The sequence below is a fragment of the Flavobacterium pedocola genome (assembly GCF_053764385.1).
In genome coordinates, this window is record NZ_JBSNCR010000001.1 from 445,365 (window position 1) to 466,216 (window position 20,852).

Here is a 20,852-nt window from a genome sequence, read left to right on the forward strand (position 1 = left end):
AGTTAAAGAAATAATTTGTGCAGGAAGTTGTTTTTGAAGAGGACCATTCTTTACCCAACAAAACAGAAATATTTTTTTCAAGATTCACCAATTTATTTGAAATAGGGGTAACCATTATAATTATCGGTGTCGGTTATTATTTATTTTCATTGTTTGAAACGGAATCTATTATTTTAGGTTCAATATTAATTTTAATTGGGCTTTATAATTTATTTACGGAGCTTAAAAAAACATGTGACAGAAAGCCTCAGATAATTATCAGCAACAATGGTATTGAAACAAGATTTACCGGATTTAAGAGTTGGGCTGTAATCAATTCAATAGAAGTCACAAAAGAAAGGTTCATAAGATCATCAAAAACATACCTTAAGTATTCTTACGACGAAAATAAATCTGTAACGATTCAAATTGATGATCTGAATACCACTCATGAAAAATTGGAAAATTTAATCAGAGTTTACCAAGCCAGATACTATAGAAATCATCCTGAAAAATAACGTTTTGAATAAGGGGAGGGAATATAACGCTGAAGACTGAAATTAAACATCTAAATCAAACGTCTTCTTCAGAAGCTCCAAAGCCGGATTGATGGATTTCAGTTTTTCATATTTTTCCAACGGTGTAAATGCGTATTTGGTTTCAACCGTTTCGTTTACTGATACTTGAATTGTAACATCGTGGTTGTGAAGATGACCTCGCAGATAGCCTTGAAGGTCAAATTTGTTGTTGTCAAAATCAACTTTGGAACCCTCATTAGGCAGACGCAATTTTATAGTACTGCCTTCTAAAACAGGATCGTCCATCAACATATAAGTTGCCATGATGTGCTGTCCTTTAAGTTTTAATTTCTCTGCGAAATTTACCCAATGCAATAGCATTTCGGTTTCCGTAAAAGGCTCTTTCGGGAGTTCGTCATGATGCTTTACCGATGCCTTTTGTGAGGCTTCCAGTTCTCTTTTGGCTTTGATACTTGCCAGGGATAATGCTGATACTTTCGGTAAATTTGGCAGTGTCGCTGAAGGTGGGGTATTTTCAACAACCGGATTTGTTTCTTTCGGTTGGTTTTGAGCAACCTCTGTAATTATTTCTTCCTGTTTTACTTCAGAAACAACGGGTTCATCAACCTTTTCCTCAATAACGGGCTCGCTGATTGATGCTTCAGTTGGAGCAGCAACTTGTGGTTTAGGTGAAGTGACTTCAACTATCGAATAACCGGAATTTCGGTAATAGGTTGGTGGAATTATAAATTTGTCAGCTTTTTTTTTTCTCCATCGAAGGTGATGGAGGCAAGCTGCATTAAGCAAAGTTCTACTAAAAGACGCTGATTTTGAGAGGCTTTGTACTTTAAATCGCAATCGTTGGCAATGTCAATTCCTTGTAAAAGAAAGTGTTGTGAAGCTTTTTGCGCCTGTTCACCGTACAAACGTTGCGCGTGTTCACCGGCTTCCAGTAAAATAAGGGTGGAAGGGTTTTTACAAACCAATAAATCACGGAAATGTGATGCTAATCCGGCAACAAAATGATGTCCGTCAAATCCTTTTGCCAAAATATCGTTGTAAGCCAATAATAATTCAGGGATTTTGTTCTCCAGAATTAGATCGGTTACTCTTATATAGTATTCGAAATCAAGCACATTCAGGTTTTCCGTTACGGCCTGACGCGTTAAATTGTTCCCGCAATAGGAAACCACACGGTCAAAAATGGAAAGTGCATCACGCATGGCACCATCTGCTTTTTGGGCAATGATGTGCAATGCATCGTCTTCAAAAGTAATGTTCTGGCTTTTAGCTACTTCGGCTAAATGTTCTTTAGCGTCTTTAACCGTAATTCGTTTGAAATCAAAAATCTGACAACGGGATAAAATCGTCGGTAAGATTTTGTGTTTTTCAGTAGTTGCTAAAATGAAAATCGCGTGACGCGGTGGTTCTTCAAGGGTTTTCAAAAAAGCATTGAAAGCCGATGTAGACAACATATGCACCTCGTCAATGATGTATACTTTGTATTTTCCGGTTTGCGGCGGGATTCTAACCTGATCGATCAGATTTCGGATATCGTCCACCGAGTTATTGGAAGCGGCATCCAGTTCAAAAACGTTAAAAGCGAAATCCTCATAAGGATCGTCATAACCTTCCTGATTGATTTTACGGGCCAGAATTCGCGCACAGGTTGTTTTTCCAACGCCACGAGGACCTGTGAAGAGTAAGGCCTGTGCTAAGTGGTTGTTTTCTATGGCGTTCAATAAAGTATTGGTAATAGCCTGTTGTCCCACAACGTCCTTGAACGTCTGAGGTCTGTATTTACGGGCGGATACTATAAATTGTTCCATAGAAATTTATTGGAATACAAATATAGAAGTTTTGTTGGTTTGGCTGTTTGTTAATTGGAAGATTTGAAGAAAAGTTATTCACAACGTTTGATTGTGTATTCGGGGATTCGTGTATTTGGTTATTCGTAATTCGTAATTCGTAATTCGTAATTCGTAATTCGTAATTTGAAAATTATAACCCTTTTCTCCCTTTAATTTCCAATCCAATGAGAAACCTTGCCGATTCACTTTCTGAATTTGCTGAAAATCCGGAAACATAAACCCCTTTTTTACCTGTTTTTGAGATAATTCCGTACACGGTAGCTTCATCCGATGGGTTGGAGTCGCCTTCATAGCGATAAATGTGAACGATTTCAAAATTATGCGGATTGTCTTTAAACTCATCATCATGAATATTAAAATCATAAACAAAACCCAACGCTTTTAACTCCTGTAAAGCATTGGAAACACTGGCATAATTATACTTATGAATCATGACTCCGGATTTAATTAATGAATCACTATAAATTTACGATTTTGTCAGATGATTTCCCTTAAAACAATTGTTAAAGTGTGGTTACAAATATTCGCAGTTGCAAGTTATTTGTTGTAAGTTTGCACCGCAGACCGCCTTATCGCTCTCTCGTCTTTAGGGACGAGAGGGAGGAAAGTCCGGACACCAAAGGGCAGCATAGCGGGTAACGCCCGTCACTCTGAGCAATCAGGGGAGGACAAGTGCAACAGAAAGTATGTACAGGTAATGCTGTAGTGAAACCAGGTAAACTCTATGCGGTGAAATGCCATGTATATCAGCAGTTAAGGGCGGCTCGTCCGTTGCTGAGGGGTAGGCAGCTTGATCTCGTTGGTAACAACGAGACTAGATAAATGATAAGGGTCTCGTCCCAAAAGACGAGATACAGAATCCGGCTTACAGGTCTGCATTTTTTAATTTGAATTCCAAACCAACATTTCGGATGCTTTCAATGGAAATGGTGGTGTCATCCGCAAAGTACTTTCGTAACTTGCTGATATAAACATCCATGCTTCTTCCGGAGAAATAGTCATCGGTTCCCCAAATGGTTTTTAGAATATCTTCTCTTTTTAAAAGCTGATTACTGTTTTTATGAAAGAAGACAATTAAAGCGGCTTCCTTTTCCGTTACGCGCTGAATGGTATTTTCGGATTTGAGTTCAAGTCTTTTACAGTCAAAAATATATTTTCCGATTTTGATTTCATCTGAAATTGAATCTGAAACACTGCTTCTTTCAGAACGCTTGAGGATATTATTTAACCTTAAAATCAATTCGTCCACTTCAAAAGGTTTCACGATATAATCATCGGCACCAAGCTTTAAACCTTTAAGGATATCTTCTTTTAATTTCTTGGCTGTCAGGAAAATGAATGGAATTCCAGGATTGTGTTCAATCATTTTTTCGGCCAGGGTAAAACCATCCATTTTGGGCATCATCACATCTAAAATGCAAATCGTAAAAGGTTCTTTTCCGAATAGTGAATACGCTTCTTCACCATCTTTAGCCCAGCAAACATCGTAGTTGTAGAGTTCCAGAAATTGCTTTAAAACAGAAGCGAAATCTGCATCATCTTCGGCAAGGAGAATCTTTTTCATATGTTATAAAGAAGGAATACTGATCGTAAACAAAGCGCCATTGCCTAAATCACTGATTACTTTAACCGAACCTTTATGCGCTTTTATAATCTGATCTACATAATAAAGCCCTAAACCTAAGCCTTTTGTGTTGTGAATATTACCGTTTTCCACACGATAGAACTTATCAAATAAAAGCAGTTGTTGCGCTTTTGGAATTCCAATGCCATCATCTTGAATATTGATTTTGAAGCAGTTATTTTCAAAGGAAGTCGAAACCGATATGTTCTGACAGCCATATTTTACGGCATTTTCCAGAACATTATTAATGGCGGTCGTCAGATGGAATTTGTCCAGTTTCAATGCTAAATCTTCGGTTGCAAAACACGTTTTAACGTACGCAGCCGGATAAGCTATTTTAAAATCATCCACAATGGTTTTCAGAAAAACAGTCGGATTGATTTCTTCTTTCTGGAGCTGAATTTCCTCATGACCCAATGAATTCGTCAAAACCTGATCGATTAGATGCTGCAAACGGATGTTTTGTCGATTGATAGTATTTAAAACGTCATTATAAACGGTTTCATTTTCCTTAATTTCCTTTCGTTCAAGGATTTTCGTAGAAACGGAAAGTGTCGTCAATGGCGTTTTCAGTTCGTGTGTTATGTTGTTGATGAAATCGGTTTTAATATCACTGATCTTTTTTTGCCTGATTAAAGCCCTGATCGTTATCACAAAGAGCGAAATCAGGATTGTCATGGAAACAACCGCAAAAACGAACAACAGGGCCATTCGTTTTAAAATTATGAATTCCCAATTTTTTACGGACACATACAAAGTGTCTTCGGTAAGTAATTTATAAGGCAGTTTTTCAATGGTTCCGCTAGTGGTTCCTACATAAGTTCTGGCCGTGAATGCGTTTTCCAACGTGGTTAAGTTACCGCAGATTTTGTTCTTGATCTGTGATTTTTCCGAAAAAACGGTGTCAATTTTTCGAGCATTTTCATAAACTACAAACTTATTTACCACGATAGCAAAATCCAGTTCATGCTCTGAAAATTCTCTTTCAAATTCTTTTTTCAGCTTTGAGGTTAGATGGCTTTCAAAGTCATTTTCAAGAAGTTTTTTCTTGATAGACATTCTGCTTTTGGGATTTTTGAAATAGTCCTGAGCCAGATTTTTATAAAGTAAATCTTTTTTATTGAAAAGGGTAGAATCAACAGAACTGTAGTCGTTTGTGATGGCTGCAATTTTCTCCTTTACTTCTGATCGGAACTGCGCTACTTTGTATTCGTATGTGGTTTTAATCAAATAAAACTGCATAGCTGAAAGTGCAATCAGAACGAAAGCCGAAATACCAATTAAAAGATTTATTTTTTGTTTCATCAGTTTCTTTACAACGTTCAAAAATAACTTTTTTATAGGTAATTACTCTTTTTAACCGCGCATTAACCTACAATTAACTTTCCGTTTGACCAATCAAAATCATATTTGCACTCAAATTTGTTAAGTATGAAAAGCCAATTAGTTCTCACGTTAAGCACATTCCTTATTACAGCGTTTGCTTATTCCCAAGAAGAAAATAAAGAAAATAAAGAAAAATCACTGGAAGAAATTGTCGTTACTGTCAATCCTAAAACCTTTGTCACCAAAAACGGGAATATTAAACTGGATGTGGCCAATTCCATTTTCAATGCGGTTCCCAATACATTGGACTTGCTTTCGAAACTGCCTAAAATACAAATCAGCCCAAACAGAGAAAGTCTTTCCGTGATTGGTAAAGGAAGCCCATTGGTTTATATTGATAACCAAAAGGTTGAAATTAATGATTTGAACACATTGAATGTCGCTGATATCAAGTCGGTTGAGATTATCAACAACCCTTCATCAAAATACGAAGCCGACGGAAGAGCCGTAATTCTGATAACCCGGAAATTAACCAAAAAAGAAGGTTTCAAAGTGGATATCGTTGAAACTGCATCTTTCAAAAAGTACTTTAATAATTATTTCGGGGTGAATTCAAGTATTAAGAATAAAAAAACGGAGTATAAAGCCAATTTTAATTACAATCAACTTAAAATGTGGGAAAGTAACGGCAATGATTTTATGATTCCCGATAAAGAAATTATTTCTAATTACCTGACTAAAGCGGTTACCAAAAGACCTCAGTTTGTTTATGGTGGCGGTGTTTTTTATAAAATAAATGAAGACGATTATTTCTCCTTTAATTTCAATGCAAGAACGCATAAAGACAAATTTGACATTACAACAACAACCTATAACAAAGATCTGGATTCAGAAGATAATATTAAAACTGCGAATGAAAATGACGAAAACAGACGCTTCCATAACGCATTTGTAAATTACAACCATAAAATCAAAAGTATTGATGGCGTAGTGTTTACCGGGCTTCAGTATTCAAATTTCAATCAAAAAACGAAGAGTATAATTGCTGATAATTATAACGATTCTGGATTTGAAGTAGTTCAAAACAGAAATCAGGAGTTTACCATCGAAGTAATTTCCGGTAGGGCAGATTTTGAAAAAACCTTCAAAAACCAAATGAAACTGGAACTCGGTACACTTTACTTACAGGCAAATGCGGATACGGATTTCTTTGCTGAAAACATAAACCCTCAAAGCACAACAGTTTCAAAATATACTTATAAGGAGAAGAACAGCTCGGGATATTCTCAATTGTCCGGGAGCATTAAAAAACTAACATATACAGTAGGATTGAGGGTTGAAAACACTGTTGTTAAAGGAAGATACGGCGCTGGAGACGGATTGCCAATCGACAAAGAGTATACTAATTTCTTTCCTAAAGCAAAGTTTGAAATCCCAATTGACAGTACTAAAACAGTCACATTTAATTATGCCAAAAGCATTTCAAGGCCTAATTTTTCAACAACCAGTCAGATTTCCAGTTACATCAATCCTTATTTGGTTTTTTCTAATAATATTAACCTCGATCCGACAATTACTGATGAAGCGATGGTGAATTTTCAGTATAGAGATAAGTCATTGAGCATCAGTTACAATAAAAAAACAAACCCGGTTTACTATAGTGCCACTTATGATGAAACCCAGAACCTTTTAACTTTTAAACCTGCAAATTTTGAAAAAGCATCGGGTTTTAATGTAGAATTCTCTTTGCCGTTCAGCTATAAATCCTGGACGACAACAAATGTTCTGAGTGTTTCATGGAATAAAATTGAAGATCAATCTGCTGTTCTGCAGGATTCTAAGCCGTATTTGTATTACTATTCCAACCACTCGTTTAAATTACCTAAAGATATTGAGCTGGCGGTAACCGGATGGGGATTAACCAGACAACGAGAAGGTGTTTTTCAAAATAAAGCAGTGTTTACAACCGATTTAGCCTTGTCAAAAACTTTTTTTAAGCATTTTGACTGTACGCTGAGTTATAATGACATCTTTAAAAAACTAAAATATTATGATAGTTATACCGCCAATTCGATAAGCACAAAAGGGAAATATTTCACTGATGCTCATATGATTTCAGTATCAGTAAAATACTTTTTCGGAAAAATTAAAAATTCAGAATTTCAAGAGAGAAATATAGATGAAAATACCAACAGAATCCGATAGTTAGCTGTCAAACTCATCGTCTTCCGCCTCTTCATCGATTTCCTCTTCATTGCCTTGGAATTCAAAGAAAGTGAATACGGATCCACCATAGTTTCTGTCAAAGGAAAAGTTTTCCATATGGTCCAGTTTGGTGTGTTTGGAATGTTCGATAATCATCATGCCGTCTTCTTCAAGTAATTCATTTTCAAAGATTAACTGAATGATTTTTTCAAAATCCTTTTGTCCCATGCCATACGGCGGATCGGCAAAAATAATGTCGTAACTGGCTTTGTTCTTCTCTAAAAACTTGAAAACATCACTTTTGATTGGGGTAATGTCGAAATCGAATTCCTTTGCGGTTTTTTTGATGAAGCTAACACAACCGAAATCACCATCCACGGAAATAATCGGTTCGGCACCGCGTGAGGCAAATTCATAACTGATGTTTCCGGTTCCGGCGAACAAATCCAAAATACGTAATTCGCTGAAATTGAAATGGTTGTTCAGAATATTAAACAAAGCTTCCTTGGACATGTCTGTCGTCGGGCGTACAGGAAGGTTGCCGGGTGGGCTAATCCTTCTTCCTTTATATTTACCGGAAATTATTCTCATGAATGTAAAAGCGTGAAATAATGAAGTGCGTCTTCTTTTTTAATGGATAAACGGAAGGCTAAATCCGAAACATCAAGCAATGAAATGTTGCGGATATAACGGTAAGCAATTTCGAAACAGGCATCGTCTTCCTTAATTTTACCCAGAAAACTAACCTGGATGGTTTCCGGATTTAACTGCAATTGTTCTAAAGTAAACAACAGATAATAGGCGAAATCCTCTGGTGTTTTGTATTCGAAAGAGTTATATAACAGTAATTTTGACTGATTGGTTACTACGATTTCAAAATGCGAATCCTGTAAATGAACATAAACCTGTTTGTCAATTTTATTCTTTGATAAATCAAGCAATCGGGTCACTAATACCGAATTAACGTTTTTGTAATCGAAACTCCCAAACTGGTCGATAAGGAAGTTGTTCACATTTACATAAGGCACGTGAACATTGTTCATATCGTAAGTATCAATTTCGTCAAAAGAGAAGAAATCGGATTCAAAAACTTTCGTGTTGTACTGCAGATAACTCGCCATTGAACTTTCGTCAAACAACGATTTCGGAACAAATGTACTCAGGTTGTTATCATGCAAAACCATGATTTCATCATAAGTTCGGGTAAGCAGTGGATAATCCACAAAGGTGCGCCATAACTGATCTTCCAGCGACTGCGTGTGATTGAATTTTACTTGCTGAAGCTCTTTTACACTTTGGTTTAAAGTATCGAATACACAAAACGAAAGCCCGTTCAAGGCAACCTGAAGGGATAGTTTTTTATAATTTTTGGATACTATTGAAGTGTCTGACATGAAAGTGCTACGATTGATAAGCCGGACAAATTTACATTTTTTTTCCTAGTGTAACGGAATATGCTCAAATTTCATCAGTATCTTTGAAACCCATTCGCTACACCTGACAGGTTTTTAAAACCTGTCAGGTATGAACTAAAAACTACCATGATTCCAGCAAAATTCTACAATACACTCCGGAATAATTTTCCTTTTCAGCCAACGCTCAAGCAGGATATTTTTTTTCAGAAAGTAGCTGATTTCGTGAGTAATGAGAATCAGGACGAAATTTTCCTCTTAAAAGGATATGCCGGAACCGGGAAAACGACCGTGATTTCCACGATAGTTGAACATCTGAAAGACATCAACAAAAAATATGTTTTACTGGCGCCAACCGGACGTGCGGCAAAAGTAATGGCCAATTATTCCGAAAAACCGGCGCATACTATTCATAAACGAATTTATTTTCCGAAAAAAGGCAGTGGGGGTGTAAGTTTCACCATGCAGGTCAATAAATTCAAGAATACGATTTTCATAATCGATGAAGCCTCGATGATTTCCGATTCACCTTCAGAATCAAGCATGTACGAGAATGGTTCACTGCTCGACGATTTGATTATGTACATCTATTCCGGTCATAATTGTAAAATGATTTTGGTTGGTGATACTGCTCAGTTGCCACCGGTTGGGATGGATGTTAGCCCCGCGCTTGATATGGATAAGCTTTCCATGAATTACAATATGGAAGTGCCTCATATTGAGTTGGATGAAGTAATGCGTCAGGAAGAAAAATCTGGAATTTTGTTCAATGCAACGGAATTACGGGAGATTCTGAAATCCCACTTTATAGACACCTTTCAGTTTCAGCTGCGCGGTTTTAAAGATATTGTCCGATTGACCGACGGCTATGATATTCAGGATGCAATTCATGCAGCATATTCCAACTATTCCATTGAAGATACGGCGTTTATCGTGCGTTCCAATAAAAGAGCCAATCAGTACAATCAGCAAATCCGATTGCGAATTCTGGATAAAGAAAGTGAGCTTTCTCCCGGTGATTTCATGATGGTGGTGAAGAATAATTATTTCTGGCTTAAAGACAGTGACGAAGCCGGTTTTATCGCAAACGGCGATATCATTGAAATTCTTGAGATTTTTAAAATTGTGGAATTGTACGGTTTCAAATTCGCCAAAGTGAAAATCAGAATGATCGATTATCCGAACCAGATTCCTTTGGAAACCATTCTGATTCTGGATACGGTTATGAGTGAATCTCCGTCGTTAACTTATGATCAGAACAACCAACTGTATCAAGAAGTTATGAAAGATTACGAAGACGAAACCAGTCAATACCGACGTTTTCAGAAAGTAAAAAACAACGAATACTTCAATGCTTTGCAGGTAAAATTCTCGTATGCGATAACCTGTCATAAATCTCAGGGAGGACAATGGAATACCGTTTTTATTGAACAGCCGTATTTGCCGGACGGAATTGACAGGGATTATATCCGTTGGTTGTATACGGCGGTAACGCGAGCCAAAGATAAATTGTATCTGATTGGTTTTCAGGATGAATATTTTGGGGATTAGTGATTAGTAAAATTATATATGAGTAAAAAGCTTAAAATATTCCTTGTTTTTTTAATAGGTGTTGTATTGTTCATTTTTGGAGTCATTTTCTATGGTTTAAAGATGATGGCTATTGAAGATCGTTATGGAGATTTTCTTGAGCTTTACAATAAAATTGATGCTTCGGATGAGTATTTTGTCATAATTGACGGTAAAGAAGTTGGTTTTATCGAGATGTTAGAAGATGAGATTTTTTTACAGGAAGGAGATTGTTTGAAGCATATCATGAATTATGATAATAATGTAATCGAAGTTTATCAGTTTGAACCTAATCAAACATATATTAGTTTTGGTTTAGCAGACGCGTTTAAACTAAAAAAAGAACCTTCAACAAAATTAATTTTCAAAAACTAAGTACCTTAGCCACTTTACAACTCATCATCAAAAAATGAAAATAATCGCCGTAATACCCGCACGTTATGCCTCGACACGTTTTCCTGCTAAACTGATGCAGGATTTAGGAGGAAAAACCGTAATCTTAAGAACCTATGAAGCTGCCATCAACACAAAATTGTTTGAAGACGTTTTTGTGGTAACCGATTCCGATTTGATTTATGATGAAATCATTTCCAACGGAGGAAAAGCCATCATGAGTATCAAAGAGCATGAATCCGGCAGCGACAGAATTGCGGAAGCGGTTGAGAACATGGACGTTGATGTGGTAATCAATGTACAGGGTGATGAGCCTTTCATCAACAAAAAGCCGTTGGAGCAGGTGATTGAAATTTTCAGAAATGATACCGATAAGAAAGTCGATTTGGCTTCCTTAATGTTTGAAATCAAAGAGAAATCTGAGGTTGAAAATCCTAACAATGTTAAGGTTATAGTGGATCAACAGGGATTTGCACTGTATTTTTCGCGTTCGGTTATTCCTTATCCGAGAGAAGAAAATGTGGGTGTTCGCTATATGAAGCATATCGGGATTTATGCCTTCAGAAAAGAAGCGTTAATGGATTTTTACCGTTTGCCGATGTTGTCGTTGGAAGCTTCCGAAAAACTTGAACAACTTCGTTATTTAGAATACGGTAAACGAATCCGAATGGTTGAAACCGATCACGGGAGCATCGGAATTGATACGCTGGAAGATTTGGAAAAAGCACGTAAATTGTTGTAAGTATGAGCCAATCAGAATTTAACATTCGAAATGCCCAACCGGAAGAATTTCAATCCATTGGAGCATTGATGGTTAAGGTCTACAGCGCGTTAGACGGTTTTCCTAAACCACATGTACATCCGAGATATTTTGACCTGCTGGCCAATGTAGGGCAACTCACAAACAAGCCGGACACTGAAATTTTAGTAGCCGTTTCCTCTGAAAATATAATTGTGGGAGCAGTCGTGTATTTTGGCAATATGCAATATTACGGCTCTGGAGGCACTGCGCCACAGGAAAAAAACGCGGCCGGTTTCAGACTTTTAGCCGTCGATGACACTCAGAGAGGAAAAGGAGTTGGCAAACTATTGACTTTGGCCTGTATTGAAAAAGCTAAAAATCAGCAATTGCCACAAATGATAATCCACACCACCAATGCTATGAAACCAGCCTGGAAAATGTATGAAGCCATCGGTTTTAAACGTTCACAAGATTTGGATTTTTCACAAGGCGAGTTGGAAGTGTTCGGGTTTCGTCTCCCGCTGTAATCACTTCAGTTTTTTGATGGTAAACAGTTCATTGTGAAACTCGACTTTCGGGTACATTCTCACGGAATATTCTTCTGAAAACCGACTTCGGTAGGCTTCGTTTCGCTGCTTTTGTTTCTCATTTAAAGTCATCGTATTAAATAAGATAAAACCGTTTACTTTAAGTAAAAAGTTAATTCTGTTTATAAAGAAATCTTCAAAGAGAAAGTTTGGCATTTTGGTATCCTGAAAAATATCAATGATGATTAAATCGTATTTTTCTTTGGTTTTCAATACATATTCAAAAGCATCGTCAATCACGATTTCCAGATTTGGAATCTGATCTAATCCGAAGTATTGATTGGCAATTTCAATGACTCTCGCGTCTAATTCCACGCCGGTAATTTTTCCGGAAAATTTAATTTCATCCACCAATGTTTTGATGACACTTCCGCCGGCAACACCTAAAACCAAGACGTTTTCAAAACCACGAATACGTTCAAAACCTATGTAATGTAATCCTTTACGCAGTATTCGCTGTAAACTTCCATAGGAGTAATTCGTGTTTTTGGAATCGAGCACTAATTGACCATTAGCCCAGGTCACTTCAAGGCTTTTGTTGATTTCGGAATTCTTTTTATGGATGTTAATAGGGATGAAATAACTGAGAATCTTTTTAATCATCAATTGTTACATTTTCTATTCGTAAATATAATGTTATTTTTGAACCAAACTTTTCATAATGAAACAAATTCTTTACAAGTTTATATTCTTCAAAATCATGGGTTGGAAGATTAACGGTACGATTTCGCCGGAGGTCAAAAAATGCGTGATCATTGTGGTTCCGCATACAAGCTGGCACGATTTCAATATTGGGCTTTTTACCAGGGGAATTCTCGGAATTGCGATAAATTTTGTAGCGAAGAAAGAATTGTTCCGATTTCCGTTCGGCGCTTATTTCCGATGGATGGGAGGTGAGCCTTTAAACAGACAAAAGAATGAAAATAAGGTAGATGCCATTGCAAAAGTGTTTCAGACCAATGAAGTTTTTCGTCTGGCAATCGCTCCGGAAGGAACACGTAAAAAAGTAACTGAATGGAAAACCGGGTTCTATTATATCGCTTTAAAAGCAAATGTGCCGATTATCCCTGTGGCTTTTGATTACGGTAAAAGAACGGTTGTTATTTCGGAACCGTATTATCCAACGGGTAATAAAGAGGAGGATTTTAAAAATCTCGAACAAAACTTCAAAGGAGTAACGGGCAAAGTTCCTCAAAACAGTTTTGTTCCGAAAGACTGATTATTCCGGAATGTAATTTTTGAAGGTTCCGTTTTTATAAAAGACCACAATCCGGTCGATTTCGGAATCGTTTTTTATATTTTCAAAATTTCGCGTATTTGAAAAAATTTCTTCTGGAATTTCATTTACGCGATTTTTTTGCGCTTCATTTTTTGTTTCAAATACTTCAGATGCTATTTCTGTTTTTTCAGATGGAGCAATCGGTTCTGAAAATAGAGTAGTGGGTTGTGCTTTTTCCGGAATATTTTCCGATGCATTTCCTTTGGGAAAATTTCCGCTTCCATTTAAAATCCAATACAAATCTACTTCGGGGAAAACTTCAACAATTTTCATGATAAAATCCAAACTTGGTTTGTTTCTTCCTGAAAGTAGGTGAGACATACTGGAGCGCTGCACTCCAATTTTATCTGCAAAAGAAGAGGCAGACAGACCATAATATTCAAAGATATTCTCCAGTCTTTTAATGAAATCGTCCAGGTTTAACATTGTAAATTAAATGATTTTAAATTATCAATTACAAATGTAAACAAAAGAAAGGTTACAGCCAAATAAACCATAAAAAACAATTGTAAACAGCTTAAAATTATTAAATAATAAGGTTATATAATACAATCTAATATATTGATTAATAAACTATTAAAATTTCATAATTAACTAAAGGCTTATTGTTTACAATGGTGAGTACAAAGGATAATGAATTGAATACAAACTTGTTTACATTAGTAAATTATGTGATAATTCAAGATGGTTACAATTGTAAAAAATAAGATGTTTACTTTTGTAAATAGAAACTACATAACATGAATTACCAATCATTTTTCGAAGCGTACAAGCAAACAAATTTATTTGGCAGATACATTACCAATAAACATATCGAACCTCTTTTGGAAGAATTGAAGAGAGATTTTAAAGTTGCCGAAATCGGTAAATCGGTCAAAGGGAAACCTATTTATTCGGTTAAGATAGGTTCCGGAAAAACTAAAATTTACATGTGGTCACAAATGCACGGTAACGAAAGCACTTGTACAAAAGCATTGTTTGACTTGTTTAATTTTCTGAAAAGCGATGATGATTTCGCCATTCGGTTAAAGGAAAGTTGCACCTTATTATGTATCCCGATTCTAAATCCTGATGGAGCTGAGGCTTATACTAGAGTTAATGCCAATGAAGTGGACCTAAACAGGGATTCTGTTGATTTGTCGCAACCTGAAAGCTGCATCCTTAGGGACTTGTATGAGGAATTCCAACCGGATTTCTGCTTTAATCTACATGATCAGCGCACTATTTTTGCAGCAGGCCAAACCAATAATCCTGCTACAGTCTCTTTTTTAGCACCTTCTTTTAATGAAGAACGTTCTGTTGATGAGTCGCGTCAGAAAGCTATTAATGTGATTGCGGCAATGAATAAGGAACTTCAGATCTATATTCCGGAACAGGTGGGGAGATTTGATGATTCCTTTAATATTAATTGTATAGGGGATATGTTTCAGTCATTGGGGACACCAACCATTTTGTTTGAAGCTGGACATTATAAAGACGACTACGACAGGGAGATAACCAGAAAAATGATCTTTATTTCCTATATGGAGGGCTTACGGGTAATTCAGGAAAATGAAATTCTTATCAATAAAACCAGTGATTATTTTAGGATTCCTCAAAATAAGGCCATATTTTTTGATTTTATTTATAAAAATGTCAAGATAATGCTTGACGGTTATGAAAAAAGTATTAATTTTGCAGCCCATTACAGCGAAGAACTTGAAAATGAAGCAATTGTTTTTAAAGCAACAATTAGACAGTTAGACGGTTTAGAAGATAACTTCGGACATTATACTTATAATTTTCAAGGACAATTGTTTGAAAATCAAGAAGGTAAAATACCGAAAATTGATTCAAAAGCTGATTTTACCGTAGGTAATGACAATAAAATTGTTAATGGATTGATGAAAAAATAGAAAATTAATTATTTTGTTGACAAATAAGTAATTTTTTATTCTTAAATTTAAACTTTTAAAACAAATAACAGATAAATTAATAGTATGAGTAAGTTTCGTTTGGATGAAGTAGATCATCAGATTTTAGATATGCTGATTGATAACACAAGAGTTCCTTTTACCGATATTGCTAAAAAATTACTGATTTCTGCCGGTACCGTTCACGTTCGTGTTAAAAAAATGGAAGATGCAGGGATTATCCAAGGTTCGTCTTTGACATTAGACTATGAAAAATTAGGCTATTCATTTATTGCTTATGTTGGTGTTTTTCTTCATAATACTTCACAGACTAAATTTGTTTTGGAGCGTATTAATGAAATTCCATTCGTAACTGTAGCTCACGTTACAACAGGAAAATTCAATATTTTCTGTAAGATCAGAGCTAAAGATACCAAACACGCTAAGGAAGTTATCTTTATGATTGACGATATTGATGGTGTTTACAGAACAGAAACCATGATTTCTTTGGAAGAGAGTATCAACGACAAAAAACGTTTGATGCACACGATTTTCAAGGATATGTAATCAAGTTAAAGAGACCCGAAGTGAAAGCTTCGGGTTTTTTATTTATATTTATTTCGTTAATCAAAAAATAAATCATGAAACCTACAGAATTGCAAATTACCGAATATGCACCATTTTATCAGCCTTATATTGATGCTCTAGAAGAAAACATCAATCTTTTGGATGAACTCGAGATCAGTCTTTATAATACCATCCATTTTATTCAGGATATACCGATGGACAAATTCGATTACCGCTACGCGGAAGGAAAATGGACCATTAAAGAAATAATTCAGCATATTATTGATGCAGAGCGTGTTTTCAGTTATAGGGCGCTACGCTTTTCCAGAAATGACAAAACGGAATTGCCCGGGTATGATGAAAATGAATTTGCTGCAGCTGTAAATCCGGTAGCCAATAAAAGGCATCTGAAAGATTTACTTACGGAATTATCTGCAGTGCGTCATGCAACGATTACTCTTTTTAAGAGCTTTACGCCGGAAGATTTTCTGAAAAGCGGAATTGCTTCCGAAAGAGAAATGTCGGTAAGAGCGGTAGGGTTTATAATTATAGGACATCAGAACCATCACATGCGTGTTTTTAAACAGCGCTATATGGAATAAAAAAAGGAACTCGTTTGAGTTCCTTTTTTTATTTAATCCTCATCGGAATCATCTTCGTCAGTAGGTTCGTCTTTTGGTTCTTCCTCTTCATCATCAGAGTTATCATCTTCGATATCCAACTCTTTCAATGCGTCTAATGAATCTTCGCTTCCGTCGATATCTTCATCGTCCTCGTCATAGTTTTCAATTCTATCCGCTAATTTAGTACTTACTTTTACCAGGTAAATGGTGTCTTCTGTGCGTACTTCCACAGCTTCAATTGTTTCATTCTTAGCGTTTTTAAAACGGATAACGTCGGAATCATCATATCCGTCAGGAAACTTCTCAACCAGAAGGGTTAAGATCTCATTCGTCAATTTAGCGTAATCTACAATTACTCTTTTCATTCGTTGTGCTTTAATCTTTGTGTATGGTCAAATGTAATATCCTAAATCTTATTTTCAAATAAAATTCAATTTTTTTTTAAAAAAAATTACCAGTCTAAAAGGTAAGCAAAAATAAGCGGAGCCACGATTGTTGCATCAGATTCCACAATAAACTTCGGAGTTGTGATATCTAATTTACCCCAAGTGATTTTTTCATTAGGCACTGCTCCCGAATAGGAACCGTAACTTGTAGTAGAATCGGAAATCTGGCAGAAATAGCTCCAGAACGGAACATCGTGCATTTCCATATCCTGATATAACATCGGAACTACGCAAATAGGGAAGTCTCCGGCGATACCTCCACCGATCTGGAAGAATCCAACTCCTTTGCCTTCACAGTTTTTAGTGTACCAGTCTGCTAACCACATCATGTATTCCACACCACTTTTCATGGTCGTAGCTTTGAATTCACCTTTAATGCAGTAAGAAGCGAAAATGTTACCCATAGTACTGTCTTCCCATCCCGGAACTACAATTGGTAAGTTTTTCTCAGCTGCTGCCACCATCCATGAATCTTTAGGGTCGATTTCGTAGTATTGTTTTAATACTCCTGAATTGATCATTTGGTACATGAATTCATGTGGAAAATATCTTTCCCCTTTAGAATCAGCATTGTTCCAGATATCAAATAAATGTTGTTGTAAACGACGAAATGCTTCTTCTTCAGGAATACAAGTGTCGGTTACACGGTTGTAGTGGTTTTCAAGTAAATCCCATTCTTCCTGCGGGCTTAAATCGCGGTAGTTGGGTACTCTTTTATAAGAATTGTGAGCGACAAGGTTCATGATATCTTCTTCAAGGTTGGCACCTGTACAAGAGATGATGTGAACTTTGTCCTGACGAATCATTTCGGCTAACGATTTTCCAAGCTCGGCAGTACTCATGGCCCCGGCAAGGGTAATCATCATTTTACCGTTATCTAACAAATGTTCTTCGTAACCTTTTGCTGCATCCACAAGTGCTGCTGCATTGAAGTGAAGATAATGTTTCTCAATAAACTGACTGATAGGTCCTTTACTCATTATGTGTTTCTTTATGTAATTATTGAATTATTTCTTTTTGTTGTATCCTAAAATCTCTAAAACTTCCTCGGCTTTTTGCTGTTCCGAGAAAACTTCGGTGGCAAAAATCCCGTTTTTGTCTTTGTCGATCAGGATGTGTTTCGGTTGTGGTAAGATACAGTGGTGTAATCCGCCAAATCCTCCAATGGTTTCCTGATAGGCTCCGGTGTTGAAAAATCCGATGTATAAAGGCTTCTCCTTGTTGTATTTCGGTAGGTAAACAGCATTCATGTGCTGCTCGGAGTTGTAGTAATCGTCTCCGTCACAGGTTAGTCCGCCTAAAAGCACACGTTCGTAGGTATCGTTCCAGCGGTTGACAGCAAGCATTACAAAGCGTTTGTTGATCGCCCAAGTGTCCGGAAGGGTAGTGATGAACGAAGAATCGATCATGTTCCAGTTCTCACGGTCATTTTGTTTCTTCTGATATAAAACCTGATACAAAGCACCGCCTGATTCTCCAACGGTAAAAGATCCGAATTCAGTGAAAATATGCGGAACCGGAACTTCTGCTTCGTCGCAGGCAATTTTGATCTGGTTCAGGATTTCATCAACCATATATTGGTAATCGTAATCAAAAGCCAATGAATTTTTGATTGGGAAACCACCACCGATATTCAAACTGTCTAAGGAAGGACATTCTTTTTTCAAAGCGATGTACACTTTCATACACTTCAATAACTCATTCCAGTAGTAGGCAGTATCACGGATACCGGCATTGATAAAGAAGTGAAGCATTTTAAGTTCCACTTTTTTGTTGTCCTGGATTTGTTTACGGTAGAAAGGAACGATGTCTTTATAACCGATTCCAAGACGGGAAGTATAGAATTCGAATTTAGGCTCTTCTTCAGCAGCGATACGGATTCCTATTTTGAATTTACCATCGATTTGCTCCTGTAATAAATCCAATTCTTCGAAATTGTCGATAACAGGAATGGTGTTTTTGTGACCGTTGTTAATTAAACGGGCAATGTTGGTAACATACTGATCGCGTTTGAAACCGTTACAAACCACAAAGGTGTTTTTGTTGATTTTACCATCTTCCATTAAACGTTCAACAATATCAATGTCAAAAGCAGAAGACGTTTCAATGTGGATGTTGTTTTTTAAAGCTTCATTTAAAATGAATTCAAAATGAGAACTTTTGGTACAGTAACAGTAAAAGTATTTCGCTTCATAACCGTGTCTTTCCATCGCATTTCTAAACCACATTTTGGCTTTGTTGATGTTTTGGGAAATTTTAGGAAGGTAAGTGAATTTTAATGGTGTACCGTATTGTTCAACCAATTTCATCAGGTCGATACCGTGAAATTGAAGGTTGTCTTTATTTAATGTGAATTCCTCTTGTGGAAAATAAAAAGTCTGATTGATTAAGTCGTAATACTTGGTGTTCATCTGAATATCAGTTGTATAAGATTATAAATGTAATAAAATATTTCCTAAAACGACTGATTTTCAAACTCTTAAATTAGCGTATATAATCTGTAATTCTTCGTGAAGAGGGTTGGTGAAATGAAAAACATCATAATTCTGACAGCTCTTAACGGAAAAAACAATGCGCTGCAATTTGCACAGAATCTTTCTTTTCCTTGTGTTTGTGGTGTTTTCGAATTGAGTATGCTGATTTTTTTTCATCAGCGCAAATGTAAAAAATATTAAAATGTATTTAAAAAGATTTTTGCTAAAAAAATGTTAGCAACTATAATCTTCAAAAGCCTTGATTATCAGTTCGTTTGCTGCAGATTCGTTAATTTTTATATTACCGATTCCCTGAAGTAACGCAAATTGTACTTTCCCAAACTCATTTTTCTTGTCGTGAATCAGCAAATCCATTATTTTATTGATGTCGTCAGGACTGAAACTTATGCGGTCAAATAAATCGAGGATAATGTATTTAATCTCCTGATATTCATCGTTTGAAATTAGTCCTTTTTCTAAAGAAAGATGACCTTCCAATATCATTCCCACAGCGATGGCTTCCCCGTGAAGTAAAGCGGTTTTGGTTTCGTTTTCCAGAAAATAACTTTCGATGGCATGGCCTAAAGTGTGCCCGAAATTAAGCGCTTTACGGATTCCGTTTTCCGTCGGATCCTGTGTTACGACATTGTTTTTTATTTCAACAGATTGGTGAATTAAAGTGTCTAAATCCTCAGTGCTTAAATCTTTTAGGTTTTTGAATTTCTCCCAATAATTTTTGTCCTGAATTAAACCGTGTTTCAGCATTTCGGCTAATCCGGAACGCATTTGGTTTTGCGGTAAAGTAGCTAAAAATGCAGTGTCAATTAACACTGATTTTGGCGTTGTAATAGTTCCGATCTGGTTTTTCAGGTTTCCTAAATCCACACCGTTTTTACCACCGATGGAAGCGTCAACCATAGCCAAAAGGGTAGTGGGAACATTGATGTATTCGATACCGCGTTTGAAGGTTGAAGCCACAAATCCGCCTAAATCCGTAACCACACCACCGCCAAGATTGATGATAATGCTTTTTCGGTCGCCGCCCAATTCTGTTAAAGCTGACCATATTTCGAAGCAGGTTTCGATGTTTTTAAACTCTTCTCCAGCCTCAAATTCAACAATTTCAATAGGTGCTTCGGTAGCCAGATTGGCTAAAAAAGCAGGCAAACAATATTCGCTGGTTTTGCTGTCAACTAAGATGAATACTTTGGAAAATTCCTCAGGCTTAAGTACTTCACTTAAATAAGTATAGCTGTTTTCGTTGAAATAAACTGAATAACCGTTGGCTTTTATGGTTTGCATTTTGAAGTATTGTTAATGAAGTCGCAAAATAAGGGATTTTTTA

At 36.4% G+C, this 20,852-nt stretch carries 22 protein-coding genes, 1 other RNA gene and 1 pseudogene; 11 read left to right on the plus strand and 13 right to left on the minus strand.

The features are described 5' to 3' along the window. Positions 1–17: 17 nt before the first annotated feature. Entirely contained in the window at positions 18–497 is a 480-nt protein-coding gene (locus ACWPKD_RS02110; RefSeq protein WP_455411025.1) for a hypothetical protein, read from the plus strand. 42 nt (positions 498–539) lie between these two features. Here the strand turns inward: ACWPKD_RS02110 and ACWPKD_RS02115 are convergent, their stop codons facing one another. The 3 genes from ACWPKD_RS02115 to ACWPKD_RS02125 form a co-directional block, all read right to left on the minus strand. Next, complete coding sequence (locus ACWPKD_RS02115) at positions 540–1,304, minus strand: DNA polymerase III subunit gamma/tau (RefSeq protein WP_455411026.1); 765 nt, start codon at positions 1,302–1,304, stop codon at positions 540–542. Next, positions 1,241–2,326: a DNA polymerase III subunit gamma/tau gene (gene dnaX, locus ACWPKD_RS02120; RefSeq protein WP_455411027.1), complete on the minus strand. Its 1,086-nt coding sequence runs from the start codon at positions 2,324–2,326 to the stop codon at positions 1,241–1,243. The genes ACWPKD_RS02115 and dnaX overlap by 64 nt, the downstream gene beginning before the upstream one ends. A gap of 172 nt (positions 2,327–2,498) precedes the next feature. Beyond that, a complete protein-coding gene (locus tag ACWPKD_RS02125; RefSeq protein ID WP_455411028.1) occupies positions 2,499–2,801 on the minus strand; it encodes a hypothetical protein in 303 nt (100 codons plus the stop codon). 123 nt (positions 2,802–2,924) lie between these two features. On the opposite strand from ACWPKD_RS02125, the gene rnpB reads away from it, so the two are divergent. After that, an RNA gene (gene rnpB, locus ACWPKD_RS02130) (RNase P RNA component class A) lies at positions 2,925–3,252 on the plus strand. Between the two features lie 74 nt (positions 3,253–3,326). Here the strand turns inward: rnpB and ACWPKD_RS02135 are convergent. Together ACWPKD_RS02135 and ACWPKD_RS02140 are read right to left on the minus strand one after the other, a co-directional pair. After that, a pseudogene (locus ACWPKD_RS02135) lies at positions 3,327–3,932 on the minus strand (response regulator transcription factor); the annotation flags it as partial. Between the two features lie 3 nt (positions 3,933–3,935). Next, positions 3,936–5,297, minus strand: coding sequence for a sensor histidine kinase (locus ACWPKD_RS02140; RefSeq protein WP_455411029.1), 1,362 nt, complete (start codon positions 5,295–5,297; stop codon positions 3,936–3,938). Between the two features lie 126 nt (positions 5,298–5,423). Here ACWPKD_RS02140 and ACWPKD_RS02145 point away from each other — a divergent pair, with 126 nt between their 5' ends. Further along, the gene (locus ACWPKD_RS02145) at positions 5,424–7,523 is read left to right on the plus strand and encodes a TonB-dependent receptor domain-containing protein (protein WP_455411030.1); all 2,100 of its coding nucleotides are present in this window, start codon (positions 5,424–5,426) and stop codon (positions 7,521–7,523) included. Here the strand turns inward: ACWPKD_RS02145 and rsmD are convergent, their stop codons facing one another. Next, on the minus strand, positions 7,524–8,114 hold the full coding sequence (gene rsmD / locus ACWPKD_RS02150; RefSeq protein WP_455411031.1) for a 16S rRNA (guanine(966)-N(2))-methyltransferase RsmD: 591 nt from the start codon (positions 8,112–8,114) through the stop codon (positions 7,524–7,526). Continuing rightward, on the minus strand, positions 8,111–8,917 hold the full coding sequence (locus ACWPKD_RS02155; RefSeq protein WP_455411032.1) for a DUF3822 family protein: 807 nt from the start codon (positions 8,915–8,917) through the stop codon (positions 8,111–8,113). The genes rsmD and ACWPKD_RS02155 overlap by 4 nt, the downstream gene beginning before the upstream one ends. A gap of 147 nt (positions 8,918–9,064) precedes the next feature. On the opposite strand from ACWPKD_RS02155, the gene ACWPKD_RS02160 reads away from it, so the two are divergent. The 4 genes from ACWPKD_RS02160 to ACWPKD_RS02175 are packed head-to-tail and all read left to right on the plus strand — an operon-like array spanning position 9,065 to position 12,166. Continuing rightward, positions 9,065–10,486, plus strand: a complete 1,422-nt coding sequence (locus ACWPKD_RS02160) for an ATP-dependent DNA helicase (protein ID WP_455411033.1) — start codon at positions 9,065–9,067, stop codon at positions 10,484–10,486. A gap of 18 nt (positions 10,487–10,504) precedes the next feature. Continuing rightward, the gene (locus ACWPKD_RS02165) at positions 10,505–10,879 is read left to right on the plus strand and encodes a hypothetical protein (protein WP_455411034.1); all 375 of its coding nucleotides are present in this window, start codon (positions 10,505–10,507) and stop codon (positions 10,877–10,879) included. 34 nt (positions 10,880–10,913) lie between these two features. Beyond that, positions 10,914–11,639 (plus strand): 3-deoxy-manno-octulosonate cytidylyltransferase, encoded by a 726-nt coding sequence (gene kdsB, locus ACWPKD_RS02170; protein ID WP_455411035.1) that lies wholly within the window; start codon positions 10,914–10,916, stop codon positions 11,637–11,639. Between the two features lie 2 nt (positions 11,640–11,641). Next, positions 11,642–12,166: a GNAT family N-acetyltransferase gene (locus ACWPKD_RS02175; protein ID WP_455411036.1), complete on the plus strand. Its 525-nt coding sequence runs from the start codon at positions 11,642–11,644 to the stop codon at positions 12,164–12,166. On the opposite strand, the gene ACWPKD_RS02180 is transcribed toward ACWPKD_RS02175, so the two are convergent. Beyond that, positions 12,167–12,829 (minus strand): spermidine synthase, encoded by a 663-nt coding sequence (locus ACWPKD_RS02180; RefSeq protein ID WP_455411037.1) that lies wholly within the window; start codon positions 12,827–12,829, stop codon positions 12,167–12,169. Between the two features lie 58 nt (positions 12,830–12,887). Between ACWPKD_RS02180 and ACWPKD_RS02185 the strand changes: the two genes are divergently transcribed. Further along, positions 12,888–13,445 (plus strand): 1-acyl-sn-glycerol-3-phosphate acyltransferase, encoded by a 558-nt coding sequence (locus ACWPKD_RS02185; protein WP_455411038.1) that lies wholly within the window; start codon positions 12,888–12,890, stop codon positions 13,443–13,445. Here ACWPKD_RS02185 and ACWPKD_RS02190 read toward each other — a convergent pair whose 3' ends face one another. Beyond that, entirely contained in the window at positions 13,446–13,931 is a 486-nt protein-coding gene (locus ACWPKD_RS02190; RefSeq protein WP_455411039.1) for a helix-turn-helix domain-containing protein, read from the minus strand. 314 nt (positions 13,932–14,245) lie between these two features. Between ACWPKD_RS02190 and ACWPKD_RS02195 the strand changes: the two genes are divergently transcribed. The 3 genes from ACWPKD_RS02195 to ACWPKD_RS02205 all read left to right on the plus strand — a co-directional run bounded on the left by ACWPKD_RS02195 (position 14,246) and on the right by ACWPKD_RS02205 (position 16,566). Next, positions 14,246–15,400, plus strand: coding sequence for a M14 family metallopeptidase (locus tag ACWPKD_RS02195; RefSeq protein ID WP_455411040.1), 1,155 nt, complete (start codon positions 14,246–14,248; stop codon positions 15,398–15,400). An 84-nt stretch (positions 15,401–15,484) separates the two neighbouring features. Further along, positions 15,485–15,964, plus strand: a complete 480-nt coding sequence (locus tag ACWPKD_RS02200; protein ID WP_136401578.1) for an Lrp/AsnC family transcriptional regulator — start codon at positions 15,485–15,487, stop codon at positions 15,962–15,964. Positions 15,965–16,038: 74 nt separating this feature from the next. After that, positions 16,039–16,566: a DinB family protein gene (locus tag ACWPKD_RS02205; protein WP_455411041.1), complete on the plus strand. Its 528-nt coding sequence runs from the start codon at positions 16,039–16,041 to the stop codon at positions 16,564–16,566. 32 nt (positions 16,567–16,598) lie between these two features. On the opposite strand, the gene ACWPKD_RS02210 is transcribed toward ACWPKD_RS02205, so the two are convergent. The 4 genes from ACWPKD_RS02210 to aroB all read right to left on the minus strand — a co-directional run bounded on the left by ACWPKD_RS02210 (position 16,599) and on the right by aroB (position 20,809). Beyond that, positions 16,599–16,952 carry a DNA primase gene (locus tag ACWPKD_RS02210; RefSeq protein WP_455411042.1) on the minus strand — a complete coding sequence of 118 codons (354 nt, stop codon included), beginning with the start codon at positions 16,950–16,952 and terminating at the stop codon, positions 16,599–16,601. A gap of 86 nt (positions 16,953–17,038) precedes the next feature. Continuing rightward, entirely contained in the window at positions 17,039–18,013 is a 975-nt protein-coding gene (locus ACWPKD_RS02215) for a deoxyhypusine synthase family protein (RefSeq protein WP_455411043.1), read from the minus strand. Positions 18,014–18,040: 27 nt separating this feature from the next. Beyond that, entirely contained in the window at positions 18,041–19,444 is a 1,404-nt protein-coding gene (locus ACWPKD_RS02220; protein ID WP_455411044.1) for an arginine decarboxylase, read from the minus strand. 297 nt (positions 19,445–19,741) lie between these two features. Then, on the minus strand, positions 19,742–20,809 hold the full coding sequence (aroB, locus tag ACWPKD_RS02225) for a 3-dehydroquinate synthase (RefSeq protein ID WP_455411045.1): 1,068 nt from the start codon (positions 20,807–20,809) through the stop codon (positions 19,742–19,744). Between the last annotated feature and the right edge of the window lie 43 nt (positions 20,810–20,852).